Source organism: Dankookia sp. P2, from assembly GCF_050632255.1.
Taxonomy (GTDB): domain Bacteria; phylum Pseudomonadota; class Alphaproteobacteria; order Acetobacterales; family Acetobacteraceae; genus Paracraurococcus.
Map to the genome: position 1 here is coordinate 310,850 of NZ_CP192581.1, position 16,722 is coordinate 327,571.

The 16,722-nt window shown below is 68.6% G+C and carries 15 protein-coding genes, 1 tRNA gene and 3 pseudogenes; 6 read left to right on the forward strand and 13 right to left on the reverse strand.

Features of this window, described 5'->3' with window-relative positions:
- Positions 1-6 precede the first annotated feature (6 nt).
- The 5 genes from ACQ86J_RS01765 to ACQ86J_RS01785 all read left to right on the forward strand — a co-directional run bounded on the left by ACQ86J_RS01765 (position 7) and on the right by ACQ86J_RS01785 (position 2,513).
- Positions 7-378: a hypothetical protein gene (locus ACQ86J_RS01765; RefSeq protein WP_431272704.1), complete on the forward strand. Its 372-nt coding sequence runs from the start codon at positions 7-9 to the stop codon at positions 376-378.
- 9 nt (positions 379-387) lie between these two features.
- On the forward strand, positions 388-1,254 hold the full coding sequence (locus ACQ86J_RS01770) for a hypothetical protein (protein WP_431269782.1): 867 nt from the start codon (positions 388-390) through the stop codon (positions 1,252-1,254).
- 35 nt (positions 1,255-1,289) lie between these two features.
- Positions 1,290-1,730 (forward strand): hypothetical protein, encoded by a 441-nt coding sequence (locus tag ACQ86J_RS01775; protein ID WP_431269783.1) that lies wholly within the window; start codon positions 1,290-1,292, stop codon positions 1,728-1,730.
- On the forward strand, positions 1,727-1,933 hold the full coding sequence (locus ACQ86J_RS01780) for a hypothetical protein (RefSeq protein ID WP_431269784.1): 207 nt from the start codon (positions 1,727-1,729) through the stop codon (positions 1,931-1,933). Before ACQ86J_RS01775 ends, ACQ86J_RS01780 begins: the two co-directional genes overlap by 4 nt.
- Positions 1,934-2,192: 259 nt before the next feature.
- Entirely contained in the window at positions 2,193-2,513 is a 321-nt protein-coding gene (locus tag ACQ86J_RS01785; protein ID WP_431269785.1) for a hypothetical protein, read from the forward strand.
- Positions 2,514-2,615: 102 nt separating this feature from the next.
- Here ACQ86J_RS01785 and ACQ86J_RS01790 read toward each other — a convergent pair whose 3' ends face one another.
- From ACQ86J_RS01790 to ACQ86J_RS01825, 8 genes and pseudogenes are all read right to left on the reverse strand, one after another.
- Positions 2,616-3,221 carry a hypothetical protein gene (locus ACQ86J_RS01790; RefSeq protein ID WP_431269786.1) on the reverse strand — a complete coding sequence of 202 codons (606 nt, stop codon included), beginning with the start codon at positions 3,219-3,221 and terminating at the stop codon, positions 2,616-2,618.
- A 307-nt stretch (positions 3,222-3,528) separates the two neighbouring features.
- Complete coding sequence (locus tag ACQ86J_RS01795) at positions 3,529-4,080, reverse strand: hypothetical protein (RefSeq protein ID WP_431269787.1); 552 nt, start codon at positions 4,078-4,080, stop codon at positions 3,529-3,531.
- 435 nt (positions 4,081-4,515) lie between these two features.
- Positions 4,516-4,591, reverse strand: a tRNA-Glu gene (locus ACQ86J_RS01800).
- Positions 4,592-4,626: 35 nt separating this feature from the next.
- The gene (recJ, locus tag ACQ86J_RS01805) at positions 4,627-6,420 is read right to left on the reverse strand and encodes a single-stranded-DNA-specific exonuclease RecJ (protein ID WP_431269788.1); all 1,794 of its coding nucleotides are present in this window, start codon (positions 6,418-6,420) and stop codon (positions 4,627-4,629) included.
- A gap of 26 nt (positions 6,421-6,446) precedes the next feature.
- A pseudogene (gene glpX, locus ACQ86J_RS01810) lies at positions 6,447-7,439 on the reverse strand (class II fructose-bisphosphatase).
- A 66-nt stretch (positions 7,440-7,505) separates the two neighbouring features.
- Positions 7,506-8,797: pseudogene (locus ACQ86J_RS01815) on the reverse strand (homoserine dehydrogenase).
- Entirely contained in the window at positions 8,794-10,014 is a 1,221-nt protein-coding gene (locus tag ACQ86J_RS01820) for an LL-diaminopimelate aminotransferase (protein ID WP_431269789.1), read from the reverse strand. Before ACQ86J_RS01820 ends, ACQ86J_RS01815 begins: the two are co-directional and overlap by 4 nt.
- A 111-nt stretch (positions 10,015-10,125) precedes the next feature.
- A complete protein-coding gene (locus ACQ86J_RS01825) occupies positions 10,126-10,449 on the reverse strand; it encodes a hypothetical protein (protein ID WP_431269790.1) in 324 nt (107 codons plus the stop codon).
- Positions 10,450-10,837: 388 nt separating this feature from the next.
- Between ACQ86J_RS01825 and ACQ86J_RS01830 the strand changes: the two are divergent.
- Positions 10,838-12,641: pseudogene (locus ACQ86J_RS01830) on the forward strand (PHA/PHB synthase family protein).
- Positions 12,642-12,657: 16 nt separating this feature from the next.
- On the opposite strand, the gene ACQ86J_RS01835 reads toward ACQ86J_RS01830, so the two are convergent.
- From ACQ86J_RS01835 to ACQ86J_RS01855, 5 genes are all read right to left on the reverse strand, one after another.
- Positions 12,658-13,290, reverse strand: a complete 633-nt coding sequence (locus ACQ86J_RS01835) for a hypothetical protein (protein WP_431269791.1) — start codon at positions 13,288-13,290, stop codon at positions 12,658-12,660.
- Positions 13,290-13,850 (reverse strand): hypothetical protein, encoded by a 561-nt coding sequence (locus ACQ86J_RS01840; RefSeq protein WP_431269792.1) that lies wholly within the window; start codon positions 13,848-13,850, stop codon positions 13,290-13,292. Before ACQ86J_RS01840 ends, ACQ86J_RS01835 begins: the two co-directional genes overlap by 1 nt.
- A gap of 155 nt (positions 13,851-14,005) precedes the next feature.
- Positions 14,006-14,671, reverse strand: a complete 666-nt coding sequence (locus ACQ86J_RS01845) for a 2-dehydropantoate 2-reductase (RefSeq protein ID WP_431269793.1) — start codon at positions 14,669-14,671, stop codon at positions 14,006-14,008.
- Positions 14,617-14,982, reverse strand: a complete 366-nt coding sequence (locus ACQ86J_RS01850; protein ID WP_431269794.1) for a ketopantoate reductase family protein — start codon at positions 14,980-14,982, stop codon at positions 14,617-14,619. The genes ACQ86J_RS01845 and ACQ86J_RS01850 overlap by 55 nt, the downstream gene beginning before the upstream one ends.
- Positions 14,979-16,571 carry an acyl--CoA ligase gene (locus ACQ86J_RS01855; protein WP_431269795.1) on the reverse strand — a complete coding sequence of 531 codons (1,593 nt, stop codon included), beginning with the start codon at positions 16,569-16,571 and terminating at the stop codon, positions 14,979-14,981. The genes ACQ86J_RS01850 and ACQ86J_RS01855 overlap by 4 nt, the downstream gene beginning before the upstream one ends.
- Between the last annotated feature and the right edge of the window lie 151 nt (positions 16,572-16,722).

The following is a 16,722-nucleotide window of genomic DNA, read 5'->3' on the forward strand; positions in this document are numbered from 1 at the left end:
CAAAGCATGGCCGGAGAGTCCCGGATGGATCGGCGCACGATCCGGCGGGCGCTGGCGCGTTTGGAGGAGCGCGGGCTTGTCACCCGCCTTCGTCCTGGCGGGCCGCGCCATAGCGCCCAGTACGCGCTGGTTATGCCGGCAGATGGCGCTCCTGAGCGCCATCTGGTGGCGGTACAGGGCGCCATCAGCGGGCGCCACACAGCGCCATCAGATGGCGCCCCACAGCGCCCCGAACAGGTAGGTTCCCGTAGTGAAAACGTAGGGAACCAGTATGCCGCCTCTGGCGCGCGCTCCGCTGGCGCGTCGCACGCCCGCGGCGGCACCGGGAAAAAGAAGCCGAGGCAGCCGGCGACTCCTGCAACCCCATTCAGGCTGTAGGAGGCCGCCATGGCGAACCCCAAGGCAGAGGCCCCGAAGGTGGCACAGCCGACCTTTGCGGCATGCAATCTGGATTGCTGGGACGAGGATACGAACCAGCCATCGAAGCCAAGCCCATACGAGCTTGAAGACCCGGACGTCATGGCGAGCGTTCGCACCGATGTGGACCGCTTCAAAGCCTGGTGGGCCATCCAAACCGACGAAGCCGAGACCGAGGCACGCGAGGCTTACGGCGCGAGCGCCGCGCGCTATCTGGTCGGCATCTTCCCCAATGCGCGGGTCAGCGTCGAAGCCTACGCCTCCGGAGCCGGGGAAGAATTGTCTCGCTTCAGCGCCGATATCGCCAAGCTGGTCTGCCAGCGGGCACGCCGCAGACTGAAAGCCCTGCCGCCTATTGCCCAGCTCGTGGATTGGGCCGAGGCGGAGACGGAGAAGCGCGAGCGCCAGTGGCGAGCCTATGAAGCGGCGCTGGCGTCGCACGCTCGCGCCATTGCGGCCGGCGAGAGGGAAGCGGGCCAGATCGCGGAGCGGGCTGCTGCGGCAGGCTTGCAGCCGCCCATGGATGCCGATGCGGTCCTGCGCCTGCATATGGTGCTGACGCTCCATCCCATGGGCATCGACCCTGACTACGGAAACTGGACATGGAAGTGCGCCCGCGCCCTGTTCCGACAAATCTCGCACGGGGACGGCGCCGCGGCGGCGCATGCCAACCTGCTGTTGGAGGCGCGCGGCCAGTACGAACGGCGCGACGCAGCGGCATCAACGCTAGAGGAGCAGAACGCCGCGTGGCGCGATTACGAGGCCCGGCGCGAACCTCTGATCCGATCACTCGCCGACGCGCTGGGAATGCCGGTCCCGGATGACGTCATGCTATGATTGCAACTGAAACAAGCGCGACGGAGCCTTCTGGAATGGCGGAGCCGATCAATGACGGGCGCGACGGCGCCGGACGATCTGCACCGGGCAATCGCTTCGGCGGATCGAGCCGCACGGGCAACCGCCCCGCCGCCCTGTTGCTGTTGGATGGGATGGCGGAGGAAGCCGCGGCGGAGGCGGTGCGGGCCGTCATTGAGAAGGCAAAGGCGGGCGATCTCGCCGCCGCTGATATCCTTTTCCGGCGCGTGTGGCCGGTCAGGCGTAGTCAGCCTGTCACGCTGCCGCTGCCGGACTTGAACACACCAGGCGACGTTGTAGGGGCCTTGTCGGTGGTGGTCACAGCCATGGCGGAGGGCACCGTCACACCCGAGGAGGCCGGAGCGGTCGCCGCCGTGATCGAAGCCCAGCGCCGCGCCATTGAAACCAATGATCTTGCCTTGCGCATCACCGCCCTTGAAGAACGGAGAACGGCATGAGTCCGAACATGGAGCGCCGGGTCGCGGCTTTAGAGCAGGCGCGCAATGTCCAACGGCCTGCGGTTTGGCATCGCATCATCTGCCCGGATGGACTGACAGGTGCAGCCTTTGAAGCATGGCAGGCAAACCAATTACGGGCGTTGCCGCCGGGCCATAGCGTCATCATTCGCCGCCTGATCGATGTGGCACCGCGTTCCAACTAGCCTGCCGGATATCGAATGTGCGGGGGAATGTTCCTGATGTACTGCTCATTCAAAAAGGGTCGCGGCGGCAGTTGGTTGCCTCTGTGATCGAGCCAGATGAGGTGATCCCGCGGCTCGGCGTATCGTCTCCCCTCGCGCTCCCTGATGACCGCCGGCAAGCGGAACGCCACGAGGCAACCAAAGCACTGATGCCAGCCGCTCTTGGCCTTGATCGCTCTGACGATTCGGGGGTTAGCAGGTCGATTGTATGATCTAGTTCGTGGCGCCCATTGAAACCGCTGATGTCTCGACCGAGCAGTATGTGCAAGGCTTCGATCCCCAGTACAACGATCGGGTTCGATTTGCCGGCAAGGCCTCGAATGGCCTCTTTGAATTTGGCGGCGCATCGGTCCACCAACTCTTGGGCTTTGGACGGGAACATGAAGGCGGCGAGGCCAAGCTCCCTTTCCGCATCGGACTTTGCGAAGATATGAGCTGGGACCGGTACGTCGGACGTCGCGCGTGCCTCGGCTACGTAACGAAGCAGGAATTCAGATCTCGCTCTCGGCTCCACGATCTGCCTGCGCGATCAGCTGGATGATCTCGGACATCTCGGCTTCCGGGGCGACATTTTTAACGTGAGCCGCAATGTAGGCACCGATCCTCTCAGGCATGCCGGGTAGACGCAGGTCTTCCGGCCTTTTCAGCCGATAGCCGACGTAACGGCCGTGCATCCAAGGGCTTGCCCCAAGGCGCTCCACTCGCCCCATTGCTCTCTGCAACAGGATCGCATCACTCGCCTCCAAGCGGCCGATCCCATATCGGACAGCTTTGCACTGGAAATGGTACGTCTTCCCCTCGCATCTAGCCGACAAGTCCCAGCCGACCCCGCCAGCCTGATTGAAGCAAAGTACGTTTCTTGGGTCAAAAAACGAAAATACGTCCAGACTTCCAGCGTGGTAGACGAGAAATCCAGATTGTCGCCGAGATCACGCCGGAGCGATTCCCGAATGGACGCGATTTCCACCTCGTTCAAGTACTCGGTAATTCTGTCAAGGTATCTAGCGAAATTGAATGCATCGCGAGTTGCATCACGAAATGCGTAAGCTCTCGCGTGCTCACCGCCATTGGCGTCGATATCCTGGAGCATCAACGCAAATCCATATTTCAAAGGCTGTGAATGGGCAGTTGCCGCGTTAAATCGACCAGGATCGTTCGGGTTCAGTTCTTTAAGTTTTTCCACCCCTTCTTGTTGAAGATACCGTTCACGCACCCGATTGATGAGTTGCACACTCGGATTGTCAGACAAGCTTAGACCTCCTCGTGGCGGTCGTGCCCGCCGCTGGGTCGTCAAGTCGGATACGCCGCCGCGAGACTAACGGCTGGGTAAGCGGCCGGTAACCCCGGATGACCCAATCCTTCGAGTGTTGCCACAGTCGGCGGCGGACGGTCACCTAAACCGCAAAATCACTCTCCTACCATCGCTTCGCGCTGCCGCGGGGCGGCCCGATCGGACGTGGGAGATGCCGGGAGAGACACACCATATCCCACTGTTGAGTTGGCGCCGTGAATTGGCGCTGGCAACGGTGGTGGCCTACCGTGCCGCCTTCGCAGAGCTATTCGCCCTTGACGAATCTGCGTAGCCTAGCTCGCGTTCCGCCCGAAAGATAAGCACACGTTGCGGGGTAGTTTGGTTGTATTTCATTAATTACCGATTCTGGATCAAATAACGTCAGTAATCTTGAAAATGCAGGATTAAAACGACGGCGCTCAAAACCACTACGTTGTTCAAGCTCGGAAGCTGAAAACGAGTCCTGAACGTCTAGAACTATCGAAGCAAGCGTACGCGCATCTTGCTCCAAGATCCACCCCTTCTCGTGCGGATCAACGACAGCAAACAAGCGCCATCCGGGTTTCACAGCTCCGCCGCCGATGTACCTGCTAAAGTCCAGAAGCCCATAGCTCGACAGTTCTTCCGCCGCATTCTCAATGTCGGATAGCGAGTGGTCAGGCCCAAGAGCGGCCGCCACTTCGTCAAGGTCAGCGTACGGCTCATGCAATCCGTCTGACGATGTACGCGCCATCCACTCTGCCAGGGCGGCGGCGGTGCCGGAGATAGTCGCGGTTGGATGTAGCTTCCGATTGTGCTCATTGACTCGATCGGTCAAATCGCCAGCCCATCGATCCCGGTCTTTATCCTCGGCGGACGGGAAGGCAGCACGCCCTATGGCGGTGGCGATTCCGGCACCTGGAAGCGCCTCAGCTACAGCTTCGATGATACTGCGCGCAGCCCCCTGACGGGGTGCTTACGTGGCGGCTCTATAGCGTGCGGGTCGTCTTTGCTCATGCCTAGCCTGTCGATTTCGATTCTGAAGGCATCATAACATGCGAGCTGTCTAGCCGAGCAGAGCGACCAGAGGCGGATCACGCCGTTATCGGCAGGAGACAAGGTTTCCGGCGGCCGCCAATGGGCCGGCCAAGGTGGTGCACAACCTTGACGGATTGACCGGCACAGTGATCACCCACCAGTAAAAATGGAATGGTGGGTCGGATGGTGGGTTTTTTGGTTCGATGCTCTGAAACCCGCGGAATACCTTGGGTAATGGCGTCCCCAGCGGGATTCGAACCCGCGTCGCCGCCGTGAAAGGGCGGTGTCCTAGGCCTCTAGACGATGGGGACCACGCGGTGCGGATTAGGGGCCGCGGCCGCCGCGGTCAATACCCCGGAGGCACAACGGCAGCATCAACGACATGCAGGCAGGCGCTCACCTCGTCGTTCCAACGCTCCGCCCGCAACTGGCCGCACAGGTGCATCGGCACGCCACTGCGCGAAAGCAGCGCCTCGGCGAGCGGGCCTTCCTTGGCACGGAAACAGATGGCCTTCAGCCGGCCGCCCGACTCGCCCTCGATGAAAGCGCGGATGGTGTTGCCCTCCTTGCCGACGCGGTCGGCGCGGACCACGCGGGCGCGCGGCAGGGCGAAGATCGGCTCCTCGTTGCCCGCGCCGAAGGGCGCCAGGCGCTCGACCTGCTGCGCCAGGGCGCTGGTCGCGGCCGGGACGAGCACCGTCCCCTCGACCAGCAGGTCGGCGGCCCCCGGCAGATCACCGGCCCTCGCCAGACGTTCCTCCAGGAAGGCATGCAGCTCGGCCTGGCGGCCGGTGCGGAAGCTGAAACCGGCCGCCATGGCGTGACCGCCGCCGGATTCCAGCAGCCCCGCCTGGCGCGCTGCGATCACCGCGGCGCCGAGGTCGAGGCCCGGAACCGACCGGCCCGATCCCTTGGCCAGCCCCGCCGCCACGCCGGCGACGCAGGCCGGGCGGTTGAACTTCTCCTTGACCCGGCCGGCGACGATGCCGACCACGCCGGGATGCCAGCCCTCCCCGCTCACCAGCAGGACCGCGTGGCCGGCCTTGTACTGCGCCTCCGCCTCGGCGAAGGCGGCGCCGAGCACCTCGGCCTCGACCTCCTGCCGCCGGCGGTTCACCACGTCGAGCCGCTCGGCCATGGCGCGCGCCTCGACGGGGTCGTCACAGAGCAGCAGGCGCAGGCCGAGATCCGGCTCGTCGATACGCCCCGCCGCGTTGATCCGCGGCCCCAGCACGAAGCCGAGCGAATGGGCGGTCGGCTGGTCGCGCACCAGGCCGACATCGAGCAGCGCGGCGACACCGGCATGGCCACGCCGCGCCATCACCTTCAGCCCCTGCGCCACGAGCGCGCGGTTGACGCCCGTCAAGGGCATCACGTCGCAGACCGTGGCGAGCGCCACCAGGTCCAGTAGCTCCAGCAAAGGCGGCTCCGCCCGGCGCTGGAACACCCCTTCCCGCCGCAGCACCCGGTGCAGCGCGACGCAGGCCATGAAGGCGACGGCCGCGGCACACAAGTTCCGCAGGCCCGAATTGCAGTCGAGCCGGTTTGGGTTCACCACCGCTGCCACCTGCGGCACCGGGCCTTCCGCCTTATGGTGGTCAAGCACGATGACGTCGGCGAGGCCGCGCGCCGCCTCCAGTGCCTCATGCGCCGCGATGCCGCAATCGACGCAGACGATCAGCGTCGCACCGCGCTCGCACAGCGTGCGGATGGCCTTGGCGTTGGGACCGTAGCCTTCGGCCAGCCGGTGCGGGACGTAATGGGAGACGGTGCAGCCGAGCTGGCGCAGCGCGCGCACCATCAACGCGCCGGAACAGGCGCCGTCGACGTCGTAGTCGCCGAAGACGGCAACCGTCTCGTCCTCCCGCACTGCGCTGGCGAGGCGCGCGGCCGCGACATCCATGTCGCGCAGGACCGAGGGATCGGGCAGCAAGGCCCGCAGTGTGGGCTCGAGGAAGTCGGTGACCGCGTCGATCCCGACGCCGCGCGCTGCCAGCAGCCGGCCGACCAGCTCGGGCAGGTCGGTCCGTTGCGCGATTGCCATGGCGGTGCGCGCATCGGCCTCCCGCCAGACCCAGCGCCGGCCGGTCACGCTGCGGCCGACGCCGAGGACGGCCTCCGGCAATGGGCCGGCATCCATCGATGCTGCTCCTCCCGGCGCCCCGGTCAGGCGATGAAGGCCGCAGGCTTGCGGGAGAAGTTGTGATGGCCCTCGACGTAGCGGACGGTGCCGGACTTGCTGCGCATGACAATGGAATGCGTCGTCGCGCCGCCCGGGGTGCGCCGCACGCCGTGCAGCATCGGGCCACCGGTCACGCCGGTGGCGGCGAACATCACGTTGCCCCGCGCCATCTCGTAGATGCTGTATATCCGCTTCGGGTCGGTGACGCCCATCTCGCGGGCGCGCTTCACCTGGTCCTCGTCCTCGAACATCAGCCGGCCCTGCATCTGGCCGCCGATGCAGCGCAGTGCGGCCGCCGCCAGCACACCTTCAGGCGCGCCGCCCGAGCCCATGTAGATGTCAACACCGGTGCCGGCCTGGGACACGGCGATCACGCCCGCCACGTCGCCGTCGCCCAGCAGCATGATGCGCGCCCCGGCCTTCCGGCAGGCGGCGATCATCTCCTTGTGGCGGTCGCGGTCCAGGGTGCAGACCATCAGGTCGCCGATGTCGCACTTCTTGGCCCGCGCCAGCTCCTCGCAGGTTTTCCTCCGGCTTGGCGTCGAGGTGGACGACGCCCTCCGGCAGGCCGGGACCGACCGCGATCTTGTCCATGTAGATGTCGGGCGCATGCAGGAAGCCGCCGCGCTCGGCCAGCGCCACGGTGGCGATCGCGTTCGGCCCGCCCTTGGCGGTGATCGAGGTGCCCTCGAGCGGGTCGACGGCAATGTCGACCTCCGGCCCGCCGAGGCCGATCTTCTCGCCGATGTAGAGCATCGGCGCCTCGTCCATCTCCCCTCGCCGATCACCACGGTGCCGCTGATCGCGACGGTGTCGAAGGCCTTCCGCATGGCATCCACGGCGGCGCCGTCGGCGCTGTTCTTGTCGCCGCGGCCGATCCAGCGCGAGGCGGCCAGCGCCGCGGCCTCGGTCACCCGGACCAGTTCGAGCGCCAAGTTGCGATCGACCAGCAGCGTCGACGCGTCATACTCCGCCATGTGAGCCTCCGTATCCTTGGGAGTGACCCTACAACCTAGGGCCCGTCGGCGGAAGCGGCCCGCCGGTCAGAGTGGCTCGATCCGGATCAGCGCCGGCGGCTCCAGCACCGAGTCCAGAGCCTCGATCCGGGCCAGGGCGGCGCGCATCGAGGCTTCCTCGCAATCATGCGTGGTCAGCACCACCGGCACGACCTCGCCCGGGGCCCTGCCGCGCTGCAGCATCGCCTCCATGCTGATGGCATGGTCGCGCAGGATGCCGGTGACATCGGCGATCACGCCGGGACGGTCGAGCACCATCAGCCGCAGATAGTAAGCGCCGACATGGCGTTCCATCGGCACCGCAGGAACGGCGTCCAGCGCCCCCGCCGCGGCGCCCCACACCGGTGTCACCCGGCCGCGTGCCAGGTCGATCAGGTCGGCTGCCACGGCGCTGGCGGTCGGCCCGGCTCCGCGCCGCGGCCTTCCAGCATGATCCGGCCGCATTGGTCGCCCTCTGCCACCACCGCGTTGTAGACGCCGTCGACGCGGGCGATCGGCGCCGCGACCGGGACCATGCAGGGATGCACCCGGGTCGAGATCCCGGCCGGCGTCCGCGCGGCGAGGCCGAGCAGCTTGATCCGATAGCCGAGCTTGGCCGCGAGCGCGATGTCGAGCGCGCTGACCTTCCGGATGCCTTCGACATGCACGGCCGAGAAATCCACCGGCCGGCCGAAGGCGAGCGCCGCCAGGATCGCCAGCTTGTGCGCCGCGTCGATCCCGTCGATGTCGAAGGCCGGGTCGGCCTCGGCGTAGCCGAGCGCCTGGGCGGCCGCCAGCACCTCGGCGAATTCGCGCTTCTCCTCCCGCATCACGGTCAGAATGTAGTTGCAGGTGCCGTTGAGGATGCCGGCGACGCGGGAGATGCGGTTGGCCGCCAAGCCCTCGCGCAGCGCCTTGATCGCCGGGATGCCGCCGGCAACGGCCGCCTCGAAGGCCAGCGGGACGCCGCGCGCCTCGGCGAGCTCGGCGATCGCCGCGCCATGCACCGCGAGCAGCGCCTTGTTGGCGGTGACCACCGGCTTGCCGGCGCGGAGCGCGGCCTCCACCAGCGCCCGGGCCGGACCCTCGCTGCCGCCGATCAGCTCGACGACCACGTCGGTGCCGGAATCGGCCGCCAGCGCCACCGGGTCGTCGTACCAGCGCAGCGCCGAAAGCGGCAGGCCGCGGTCGCGGTTGCGGTCGCGCGCCGAGACGGCGCCGACCACGATTGGCCGCCCGGCGCGGGCGGCGACGATCTCGGCGTTCTCGGACAGCAGCTTGAGGACGCCGCCGCCGACGGTGCCGAGGCCGGCGACCGCGATCGAGAGGGGCTTGGTCATGCGGAGACGGTCTCCTTCTCCGACTCGGCCGGGCCGAGATTGTCGCCGGCGAGGAAGCCGCGGATGCCGCGCAACGCCTGGCGGATGCGGTGGTTGTTCTCGACGAGCGCGATGCGGACATGGCCGTCGCCATGCTCGCCGAAGCCGAGGCCCGGGGCGACCGCGACCTTGGCGCGGGCGAGCAGCAGCTTCGAGAACTCGACGCTGCCGAGATGGCGGAATTTCTCCGGGATGGGCGCCCAGATGAACATCGACCCGTCCGGCGAGGGCACGTCCCAGCCGGCGGCGTGCAGCCCCTTCACCAGCAGGTCGCGGCGTTCCTTGTACAGGACCCGCATCTCGGCGACCGAGTCCTGCGGCCCGTTCAGCGCCGCCGCGGCGGCGATCTGGATCGGCGCGAAGGCCCCGTAATCGAGGTAGGATTTCACCCGGGTCAGCGCGCCGATCAGGCGCTCGTTGCCGGCGGCGAACCCCATGCGCCAGCCGGGCATGTTGTAGGTCTTCGACAACGAGGTGAACTCGACGGTAACCTCGCGAGCGCCCTCGACCTGCAGGACGGAGGGTGGCGGCGTGGTGCCGAAATACAGCTCGGCATAGGCCAGGTCCGACAGGATGAAGAGCTCGTGCCGGCGGCAGAGCGCGACCAGGTCGCGGTAGAACTCGATGGAGGCCAGATGCGCCGTCGGGTTCGAGGGAAAGTTGACGATGACCGCGGTCGGCTTCGGCACCGAATGCCGCACCGCCCGGTCGATCGCCGACAGCATCTCGTCGTCCGGCGTGCAGGGCAGGCTGCGCGCGGTGGCGCCGGCGATGATGAAGCCGAACTGGTGGATCGGGTAGGACGGGTTGGGCACCAGGATGGTGTCGCCCGGCGAGGAGATGGCCTGCGCCAGGTTAGCCAGCCCCTCCTTCGACCCCAGCGTCGCCACCACCTCGGTCTCCGGGTTCAGCTTCACCCCGAAGCGGCGGTCGTAGTAGCCGGCGAGCGCCTTACGCAGGCCGGGGATGCCCTTGCTCATGGAATAGCGGTGGGTGCGCGGGTCCTGCACCGCCTCGATCAGCTTGGCGACGATATGCGGCGGCGTCGGGCTGTCCGGGTTGCCCATGCCGAGATCGACGATGTCCTCTGCCGCTGCCCGTGCCTTGGCCTTGGCCGCGTTCACCTCGGCGAACACGTAGGGCGGCAGGCGGCGGATACGGTGGAATTCCTCGGTCATCGACTTGGGTCCGTGCGGTGGGCCCACGCCATCGGGCGGCGCGGCCCGCCGGTATAGAGCCTATCGCCGGCTAAAGTCAGCGCCCTGGCGGCGTCGGGGCGAAAAACCGCCCTAGCGGGGCAGCGGCGGGGGCCCAAGCAACTCGGGCGGCGGCGCGGCGGGTGCCTCGGCCGGCATCTCCGGCAGGGCGGGCGCCGGCGCGGCAGGGGCGGCGCCGGCGCCCGCCGGGGCTTGCGGCCCCTGCCGGGCCGGGGCGCCCGGCGCCTCGGTCCAGGGGACGGCAGGGGCGGCGGCCAGGGTGGCGCGGCGCGGCGGGGCGGCGGGCATGGCCGACTCATCCGGCGAGGCCCGGCCCGCGGTGCCGGGTGCGGCCACGCTGCGCAGCACCAGCGGGTCGCGCGCGCGGGCGCGGTCCTGTGCGAGGGCGTCGGTCACCGCGGCGCGGAATCTGGGGAAGGCCGCTCGGGCCGGGGCGGGATGCTGGCCAGGCTGGGGAAGGGCCGGTCCATGCCGGGGGGACCGGGCGGCCGGCATCGGCGGCACCCGAGATCCGGTCGTAGATCAGCACGGGGTTGACCTCATCCGGCACGGAACAGCCGGCGGCGAGCAGCGCGAGCAGCAACCCCGCCGCCAGTCCCCGCCCTTGCGCTCCGCGATGCCGCCCGTCCCGCATGCTCTCCGCGCCCCGCAGCCTGGCCTCACGCATAGGGCAAAACCGCGCGGGGAAAACGCCCGGCCCCACCCGGGCCTTTATTGCGCTTCGTCACAGGACCATAACGGGGGCGGGCTGGAGCGAACCCGCGCCGGCGCGGTAGGATGGGTCATGGACCAGGAAAAGACGCCCGACCACCCGCATTTCCGGCTGCCGGACCCGGCGCTGGTCACGCGCACCATGTCGGAGGTTGCGGAGCGCGGGCAGCGGATCGTCACCGACTTCCTGAAGCGCCAGGCGGATTCGGAGTCCAGCCCGGACCCGCTGAACATCGGCGGCGCCTTCCTCGACATGACCGCCCGGCTGATGGCCAACCCGGCCCGGCTGGTGCAGGCCCAGCTCGGCTTCTGGCAGGACTACCTGACCCTCTGGCAGAACACAGCCCGCCGGATGATGGGCGGCGACGCACCTCCGGTGATCGCCGAGGACCCGCGCGACCGCCGCTTCAAGGACGATGCCTGGCGGGAGAACGAGGTCTTCGACTTCATCAAACAGTCCTACCTGCTCAGCGCCCGCTACTTCCAGACCGTGGTCGGCGGAGTCGAAGGGCTGGACCCCAAATCAGCCCAGAAGGTCGACTTCTACACCCGGCAATTCGTCGATGCGATGAGTCCGTCGAGATTTCCTGCTGACCAACCCGGAGGTGCTGCGCCGCACCGCCGAGACCGGCGGGGAGAACCTGCTGAAGGGTCTGTCGCACCTGCTGGCCGACCTGGAACGCGGCCGCGGCAAGCTGCGCATCCGCATGTCGGACGACAGCAAGTTCCGGGTCGGCGAGAACATCGCGGTCACCCCGGGCAAGGTGGTGTTCCAGAACGACCTGATGCAGCTGATCCAGTATGCGCCGACCACGGCCACCGTGCTGAAGCGGCCGCTCCTGATCCTGCCGCCCTGGATCAACAAGTTCTACATCCTCGACCTCAGGCCGCGGAACAGCTTCATTCGCTGGGCGGTGGACCAGGGGCACACGGTCTTCGTCACCTCCTGGGTCAACCCGGACGAGCGGCTCGCCGAGAAGGGCTTCGAGGACTACATGCAGGAGGGCATCTACGACGCCCTGACGGCGATCGAGCAGGCCACCGGCGAGAAGCAGGTCAACGCCATCGGCTATTGCCTGGGCGGCACGCTGCTGGCGACGACGCTGGCGCATATGGCAGCGAAGCGCGACACCCGCATCAGATCCGCGACCTATTTCGTGACCATGACCGACTTTGAGGAGGCCGGCGAGCTCGGCGTCTTCATCGACGAGGAGCAGCTGCACTGTCTCGAGGAGCGGATGCAGAAGCATGGCTATCTCGAGGGCGGCGAGATGGCGACGACCTTCAACATGCTCCGCGCCAACGATCTCATCTGGTCCTTCGTGGTAAACAACTACCTGCTCGGGCAGGAGCCCTTCCCCTTCGACCTGCTTTACTGGAACGACGATTCGACCCGCATGCCGGCGCGGATGCACAGCTACTACCTGCGCCACATGTACCAGCAGAACGACTTGGTGAAGCCGGGCGCGCTGGAGCTGCTCGGCCAGAAGATCGACCTGCGGAAGATCAAGGTCCCGAGCTACCTGGTCTCGGCGCGCGAAGACCATATCGCGCCCTGGAAGAGCACCTACCGGGCAACCCAGATCTATGGCGGGCCGGTGCGCTTCGTCCTCGCCGCCAGCGGCCATATCGCCGGCGTGGTGAACCCGCCGGACAGCGGCAAGTACAGCCACTGGGTCAACGAGCAACTGCCGCCAGACCCGGAGGAATGGTTCAGCGGGGCCACCGAGCTCGCCGGGTCCTGGTGGCCGGACTGGCACCGCTGGGTCGCCGCACTGAACAAGGACCAGGTGCCGGCGCGGGTGCCCGGCGCCGGCGGCCTGCCGGCGGTCGAGGACGCGCCCGGCCGCTATGTGAAGGTGATGGCGACCGACTAAGCTGGGGCCGATGGCGTCAGTAGCCGACGCCGGTATTCCCGCCGAGCCCGAAGGTGGTGATGGTGTTGCCGCTGGCATCGACCGGCCGGCCGCCAAGCCAGCGGCCCTCGGCATCGAGCCGCGCCACTTCCCGCTGCACCATGGCGCTCGCATTGTCCGCCTGTGGCAGCGGGCCGAGCTCGCCAAGCCGGACGATGCTGCGCGCCCCGCCGGGTCGGAAGGTCGGCGCCGACAGGGCCTGCGCGGCGCGGGACTGGTCGCCCGCGCGCAGCGCCGCGGCGGCTGCCACCAGCGCCGGCACCACCGCTTCCGGCGTCGCCGCATCGTCTGTGCCGAGCGCATCGCGCAGCTCCTGCCGGGCCAGCAGAAGCTCCCGCCGGACACCCTCAGGGATCGGCGCATAGCGCGGGTCGCGCGGGATGGCGGCAGTGACGAATTCAAGCTGCGCGGCAGCCTGCGCCGCCTCGGCCGGGCGCCCGGCCAGGGCCCGCGCCCGGTCGGCGAAGGCCGGCGCCATCGCCTCGATCGCGCCGCGCACGCTGTCGGCGCTGTTCGGCGCAAGCGCCGCCGTGGGGATCGGCCGCGGCGCCTGCCGCATCTCGGCACACCCGGCGGCCAGCACGACGAGCAGCAGGACAGCGCGGCGCATCAGAACCGCCCGCGGCCGGCTTCGCTGCGCTGCAGGGTCTGCGACGCAGCCACCGCCGCGTCGTTGGTGAGCGGCAGCCGGGGCAGCGAGGCCAGGCGCAGCAGCGCGGTCTGGCCACCTTGCGGGAAGACATGGGCCGGCAGCGCCGCCGCCGCGGCATCCTTCTGCCCTGCCTGCAGCGCGCGAGACGCGGCGTAGAGCGACTCGATCACCGCCTGCGGCGGCTGCTCGGCCGGGATGCCGAGGGCGCCGCGCCATTCGCGCCGCGCCGCGACGAACTGGCTCTCGACCGTCGGCGAGACGCCGGGGAAGCGTGGGTTGTTGGGGATCTGCACCGCCAGGTATTCCATCTGCGCCACCGCACGCGCCGCCTCGGCCGGGCGACCGGCGAGTTGCTGTGGCGAGCCGAAGACGACCGAGGTATTCGCCGCGGCGCTGCGCAGCGGGTCGCCGGCGCCGAGGATCGCATCGGGCGGCAGGCTGGCGGAGACCTGCGGCGGCTGCGGCCCGCAGGCCGACACGGACAGTAGGATGGCCAGCGGCAGGAAAACCTTACTCATAAGCGGAGTCTCCGTGATTCGTGGCGGCGCGCCATGGCTCTCCCGGTTGCCGCAGCCGGGAGTCGGGACGCGTCTCCACCCAGAGACAGCTTGCGGCCTTTGGCCTCACGGCACAATTGCCGGTGCCTCACCGTCTCGTCATGACATCGATACGGTCAGTAGCATCCCGCCAGTCGCGCCCGGGTCCGCAGCAAGGCCAGGACGGTGCGGCAGGTCGGGGCCGGCAGCCCGGTGATCTCCGCCAGTTCGACCACGCTGCCAAGCAGCGCGTCCACCTCCATGGGCCGGCCGCGCTCGAGGTCCTGCAGCATCGAGGTCTTGTGCGCCCCTACTTCGGCGCCGCCGGCAATGCGCTTGTCGACATCGATGGCGAAGCGGACGCCGAGCGACTCGGCCACCGCCTGCGCCTCCAGCATCATCTGCCGGCAGACCGCGCGCAGCTTCGCATCGCCGGTGATGACGTCGAGCGTCGCGGTGGTCAGCGCCGACAGCGGGTTGAAGGCCAGGTTGCCCCAGAGCTTGATCCAGATCTCGTCGCGGATCTTCGGCCGCACCGGCGCCTTGAAGCCGGCCGCTGACAGTGCGGCGGAGAGCGCCATGGCGCGGTCGGAGCGGCTGCCGTCCGGCTCGCCGAGCGTGAAGCGGTCGCCATAGGTGTGCTCGATGACTCCGGGCTCCGGCACCTCGGCGGCGGGGTAGATGATGCAGCCCAGCACCTTCTCCGGCGGCAGCAGCCGGCCGACCTCGCCGGTCGGGTCGACGCTGTTCACGCGGCGGCCCTCATGCGGGCCGGCGAGCTTGTGGAAGTACCACCAGGGCACGCCGTTGACCGCGGAGACGATCGTCGTCCCCCGCCGATCAGCGGCTGCATCTGCGCCGCCGCCCCGGCGAGGGCCGGGGCCTTCAGGGTGATGACGACATAGTCCTGGGGGCCGGCCTCGGCGGCGCTGGCGACGCAGCGCGGATGCACCACGCTCTCCTGCCCGTCCGAGATCAGCTTCAGGCCATTGGCCTGCATCGCCGCCAAATGCGGACCGCGGGCTATGACGGTGACCTCGGCCTCGCCCTTGGCCGCGAGCTTCGCCGCCATGAGCCCGCCGATCGCGCCGGCGCCGAAGATGCAGATCTTCATGATTGGGCGTTCCGATTCACGCTACGCTCCTCGCTTCGCTGCGGTGCTCCGCGATCGGAGCGCCCCGCCCTCAGGCCGTGATGCCGAGCTTCTCGGCCAGGCCGATCCGCATCAGCTTGCCGGTCGCGCCCTTCGGGATCTCCGCCAGGAAGACAACCTTTCGCGGCACCTTGAAGTCGGCCAGGTGCTTCGCTGCGAAGTCGCGCAGCTTCGCGGTCGGTCACCGTCATGCCCTCCCGCAGCACAACGGCGGCGCCGACCTCCTCGCCGAGCATCGGATGCGGGATGCCGAAGGTCAGCGCTTGGGCGACCGCCGGATGCTCCGACAGCACGCCATCCACCTCCAGCGGGGACACCTGCTCGCCGCCGCGCTTGATCAGTTCCTTCAGCCGCCCCGTCAGCATGAGGTAGCCGTCGCGGTCGAACATCCCCTGGTCGCCGGTGCGGAACCAGCCCTTGGTGAAGGCCTTGGCATTGGCCTCCGGGTTCGCCTCGTAGCCCTTGGTGACGTTCGGGCCACGGATGACCACCTCGCCGATCGAGCCTTGCGACAGGATGTTGCCGTCGTCATCCATGATGGCGACCTCGGGCCCGGCCGGCAGGCCGACGATGCCGGGCTTCTGCGCGCCGGGCGGCAGCGGGTTGCTGCACATCTGGTGGCTGGCCTCGGTCATGCCGTAGCTCTCGATCACCGGGGCGGAGAAGACCGCCGAGAGGTCCTTCATCGCCTGCGCCGGCAGCGAGGCCGACGACGACCGAATGAAGCGCAGCGGTGCCCGGGCGATGATCTCGGCATTGCGCTCGGCCCGCGCCAGGATGGTCTGGTGCATGGTCGGCACCGCCGTGTACCAGCTGGGCCGCTCGGCATCGAGCAGGGCGAAGAAGCGCAGGGCGTTGAAGCCCGGCGTGCAGATCACCGCGCCGCCGCCGGCGAGCGAGGCCAGCGTCGCCGCCATCAGCCCGTGGATGTGGAAGAGCGGCATGACGTTGAGGCAGGCGTCGTCCTGCCCCAGCCGCAGGGTGCGGGCGATGTTGCCGGCCGAGGCGGTGACGTTGGTATGGGTCAGCGGCACGATCTTCGGCCGCGCCGTGGTGCCGGAGGTGTGCAGCACCAGCGCCACGTCGTCCGGCCCGGCTTGGCCGGGCTGCGCCGCGCTGCCCTTGCTGCCGCCTGCCAAGGTGAAGTCGCCCGCCGCCTCGCCCGGCACCAGTTCGACCACCGGCACGCCGAGCCGCTGCGCCACGGCGCGGGCCGGCGTCTCCCAACCCTGCAGGACCACCAGCGCCTTGGCCTTGAGGTCGGTCAGGTAGAACTCGAATTCTTCGTCCTTGTAGGCGGGGTTGAGCGGCGCCGTGGTGGCGCCGCAGGCGATGGCGACGAAGCTGGCCGCCATCTCCGGCCCGTTCGGCAGCACGATCGCCACCCGATCGCTGCGGCCGATGCCGATGGCGTTGAGCCCGGCCACCGTCCGCTCCGCCAGGGCGCGCAGCCCGGCATAGCTCAGCGTGGGCCGCTCCGGCGCGCGGATGGCGGGGCGGTCTGCGGCGCCGCCGGCGAGCAGGGCGGTGAGGGTGTTGGCAGCGGTCATGGTCGGTCTTTCCCCTGGCGGGCCTCGGCGGCGTTCCTCTGCATCAGCCGCCCCGCGACGGCAAGGGAGGGCATTTGCGGCCCTGACGGCGAACACGAAATTTTTCGGCACGTTTTACACGCTTTTCCTTGCTTTACCTAACTTTCGGTCC

Excerpts from the sequence above, each read along its gene's own strand:
- ACQ86J_RS01770 (WP_431269782.1), top strand. The coding sequence starts at position 388 with ATGGCGAACCCCAAGGCAGAGGCCCCGAAGGTGGCACAGCCGACCTTT.
- ACQ86J_RS01820 (WP_431269789.1), bottom strand. The coding sequence starts at position 10,014 with ATGACCGAGGAATTCCACCGTATCCGCCGCCTGCCGCCCTACGTGTTC.
- ACQ86J_RS01765 (WP_431272704.1), top strand. The coding sequence starts at position 7 with ATGGCCGGAGAGTCCCGGATGGATCGGCGCACGATCCGGCGGGCGCTG.
- ACQ86J_RS01855 (WP_431269795.1), bottom strand. The coding sequence starts at position 16,571 with ATGACCGCTGCCAACACCCTCACCGCCCTGCTCGCCGGCGGCGCCGCA.
- ACQ86J_RS01835 (WP_431269791.1), bottom strand. The coding sequence starts at position 13,290 with ATGCGCCGCGCTGTCCTGCTGCTCGTCGTGCTGGCCGCCGGGTGTGCC.
- ACQ86J_RS01780 (WP_431269784.1), top strand. The coding sequence starts at position 1,727 with ATGAGTCCGAACATGGAGCGCCGGGTCGCGGCTTTAGAGCAGGCGCGC.
- ACQ86J_RS01775 (WP_431269783.1), top strand. The coding sequence starts at position 1,290 with ATGGCGGAGCCGATCAATGACGGGCGCGACGGCGCCGGACGATCTGCA.
- ACQ86J_RS01840 (WP_431269792.1), bottom strand. The coding sequence starts at position 13,850 with ATGAGTAAGGTTTTCCTGCCGCTGGCCATCCTACTGTCCGTGTCGGCC.
- ACQ86J_RS01850 (WP_431269794.1), bottom strand. The coding sequence starts at position 14,982 with ATGAAGATCTGCATCTTCGGCGCCGGCGCGATCGGCGGGCTCATGGCG.
- recJ (WP_431269788.1), bottom strand. The coding sequence starts at position 6,420 with ATGGATGCCGGCCCATTGCCGGAGGCCGTCCTCGGCGTCGGCCGCAGC.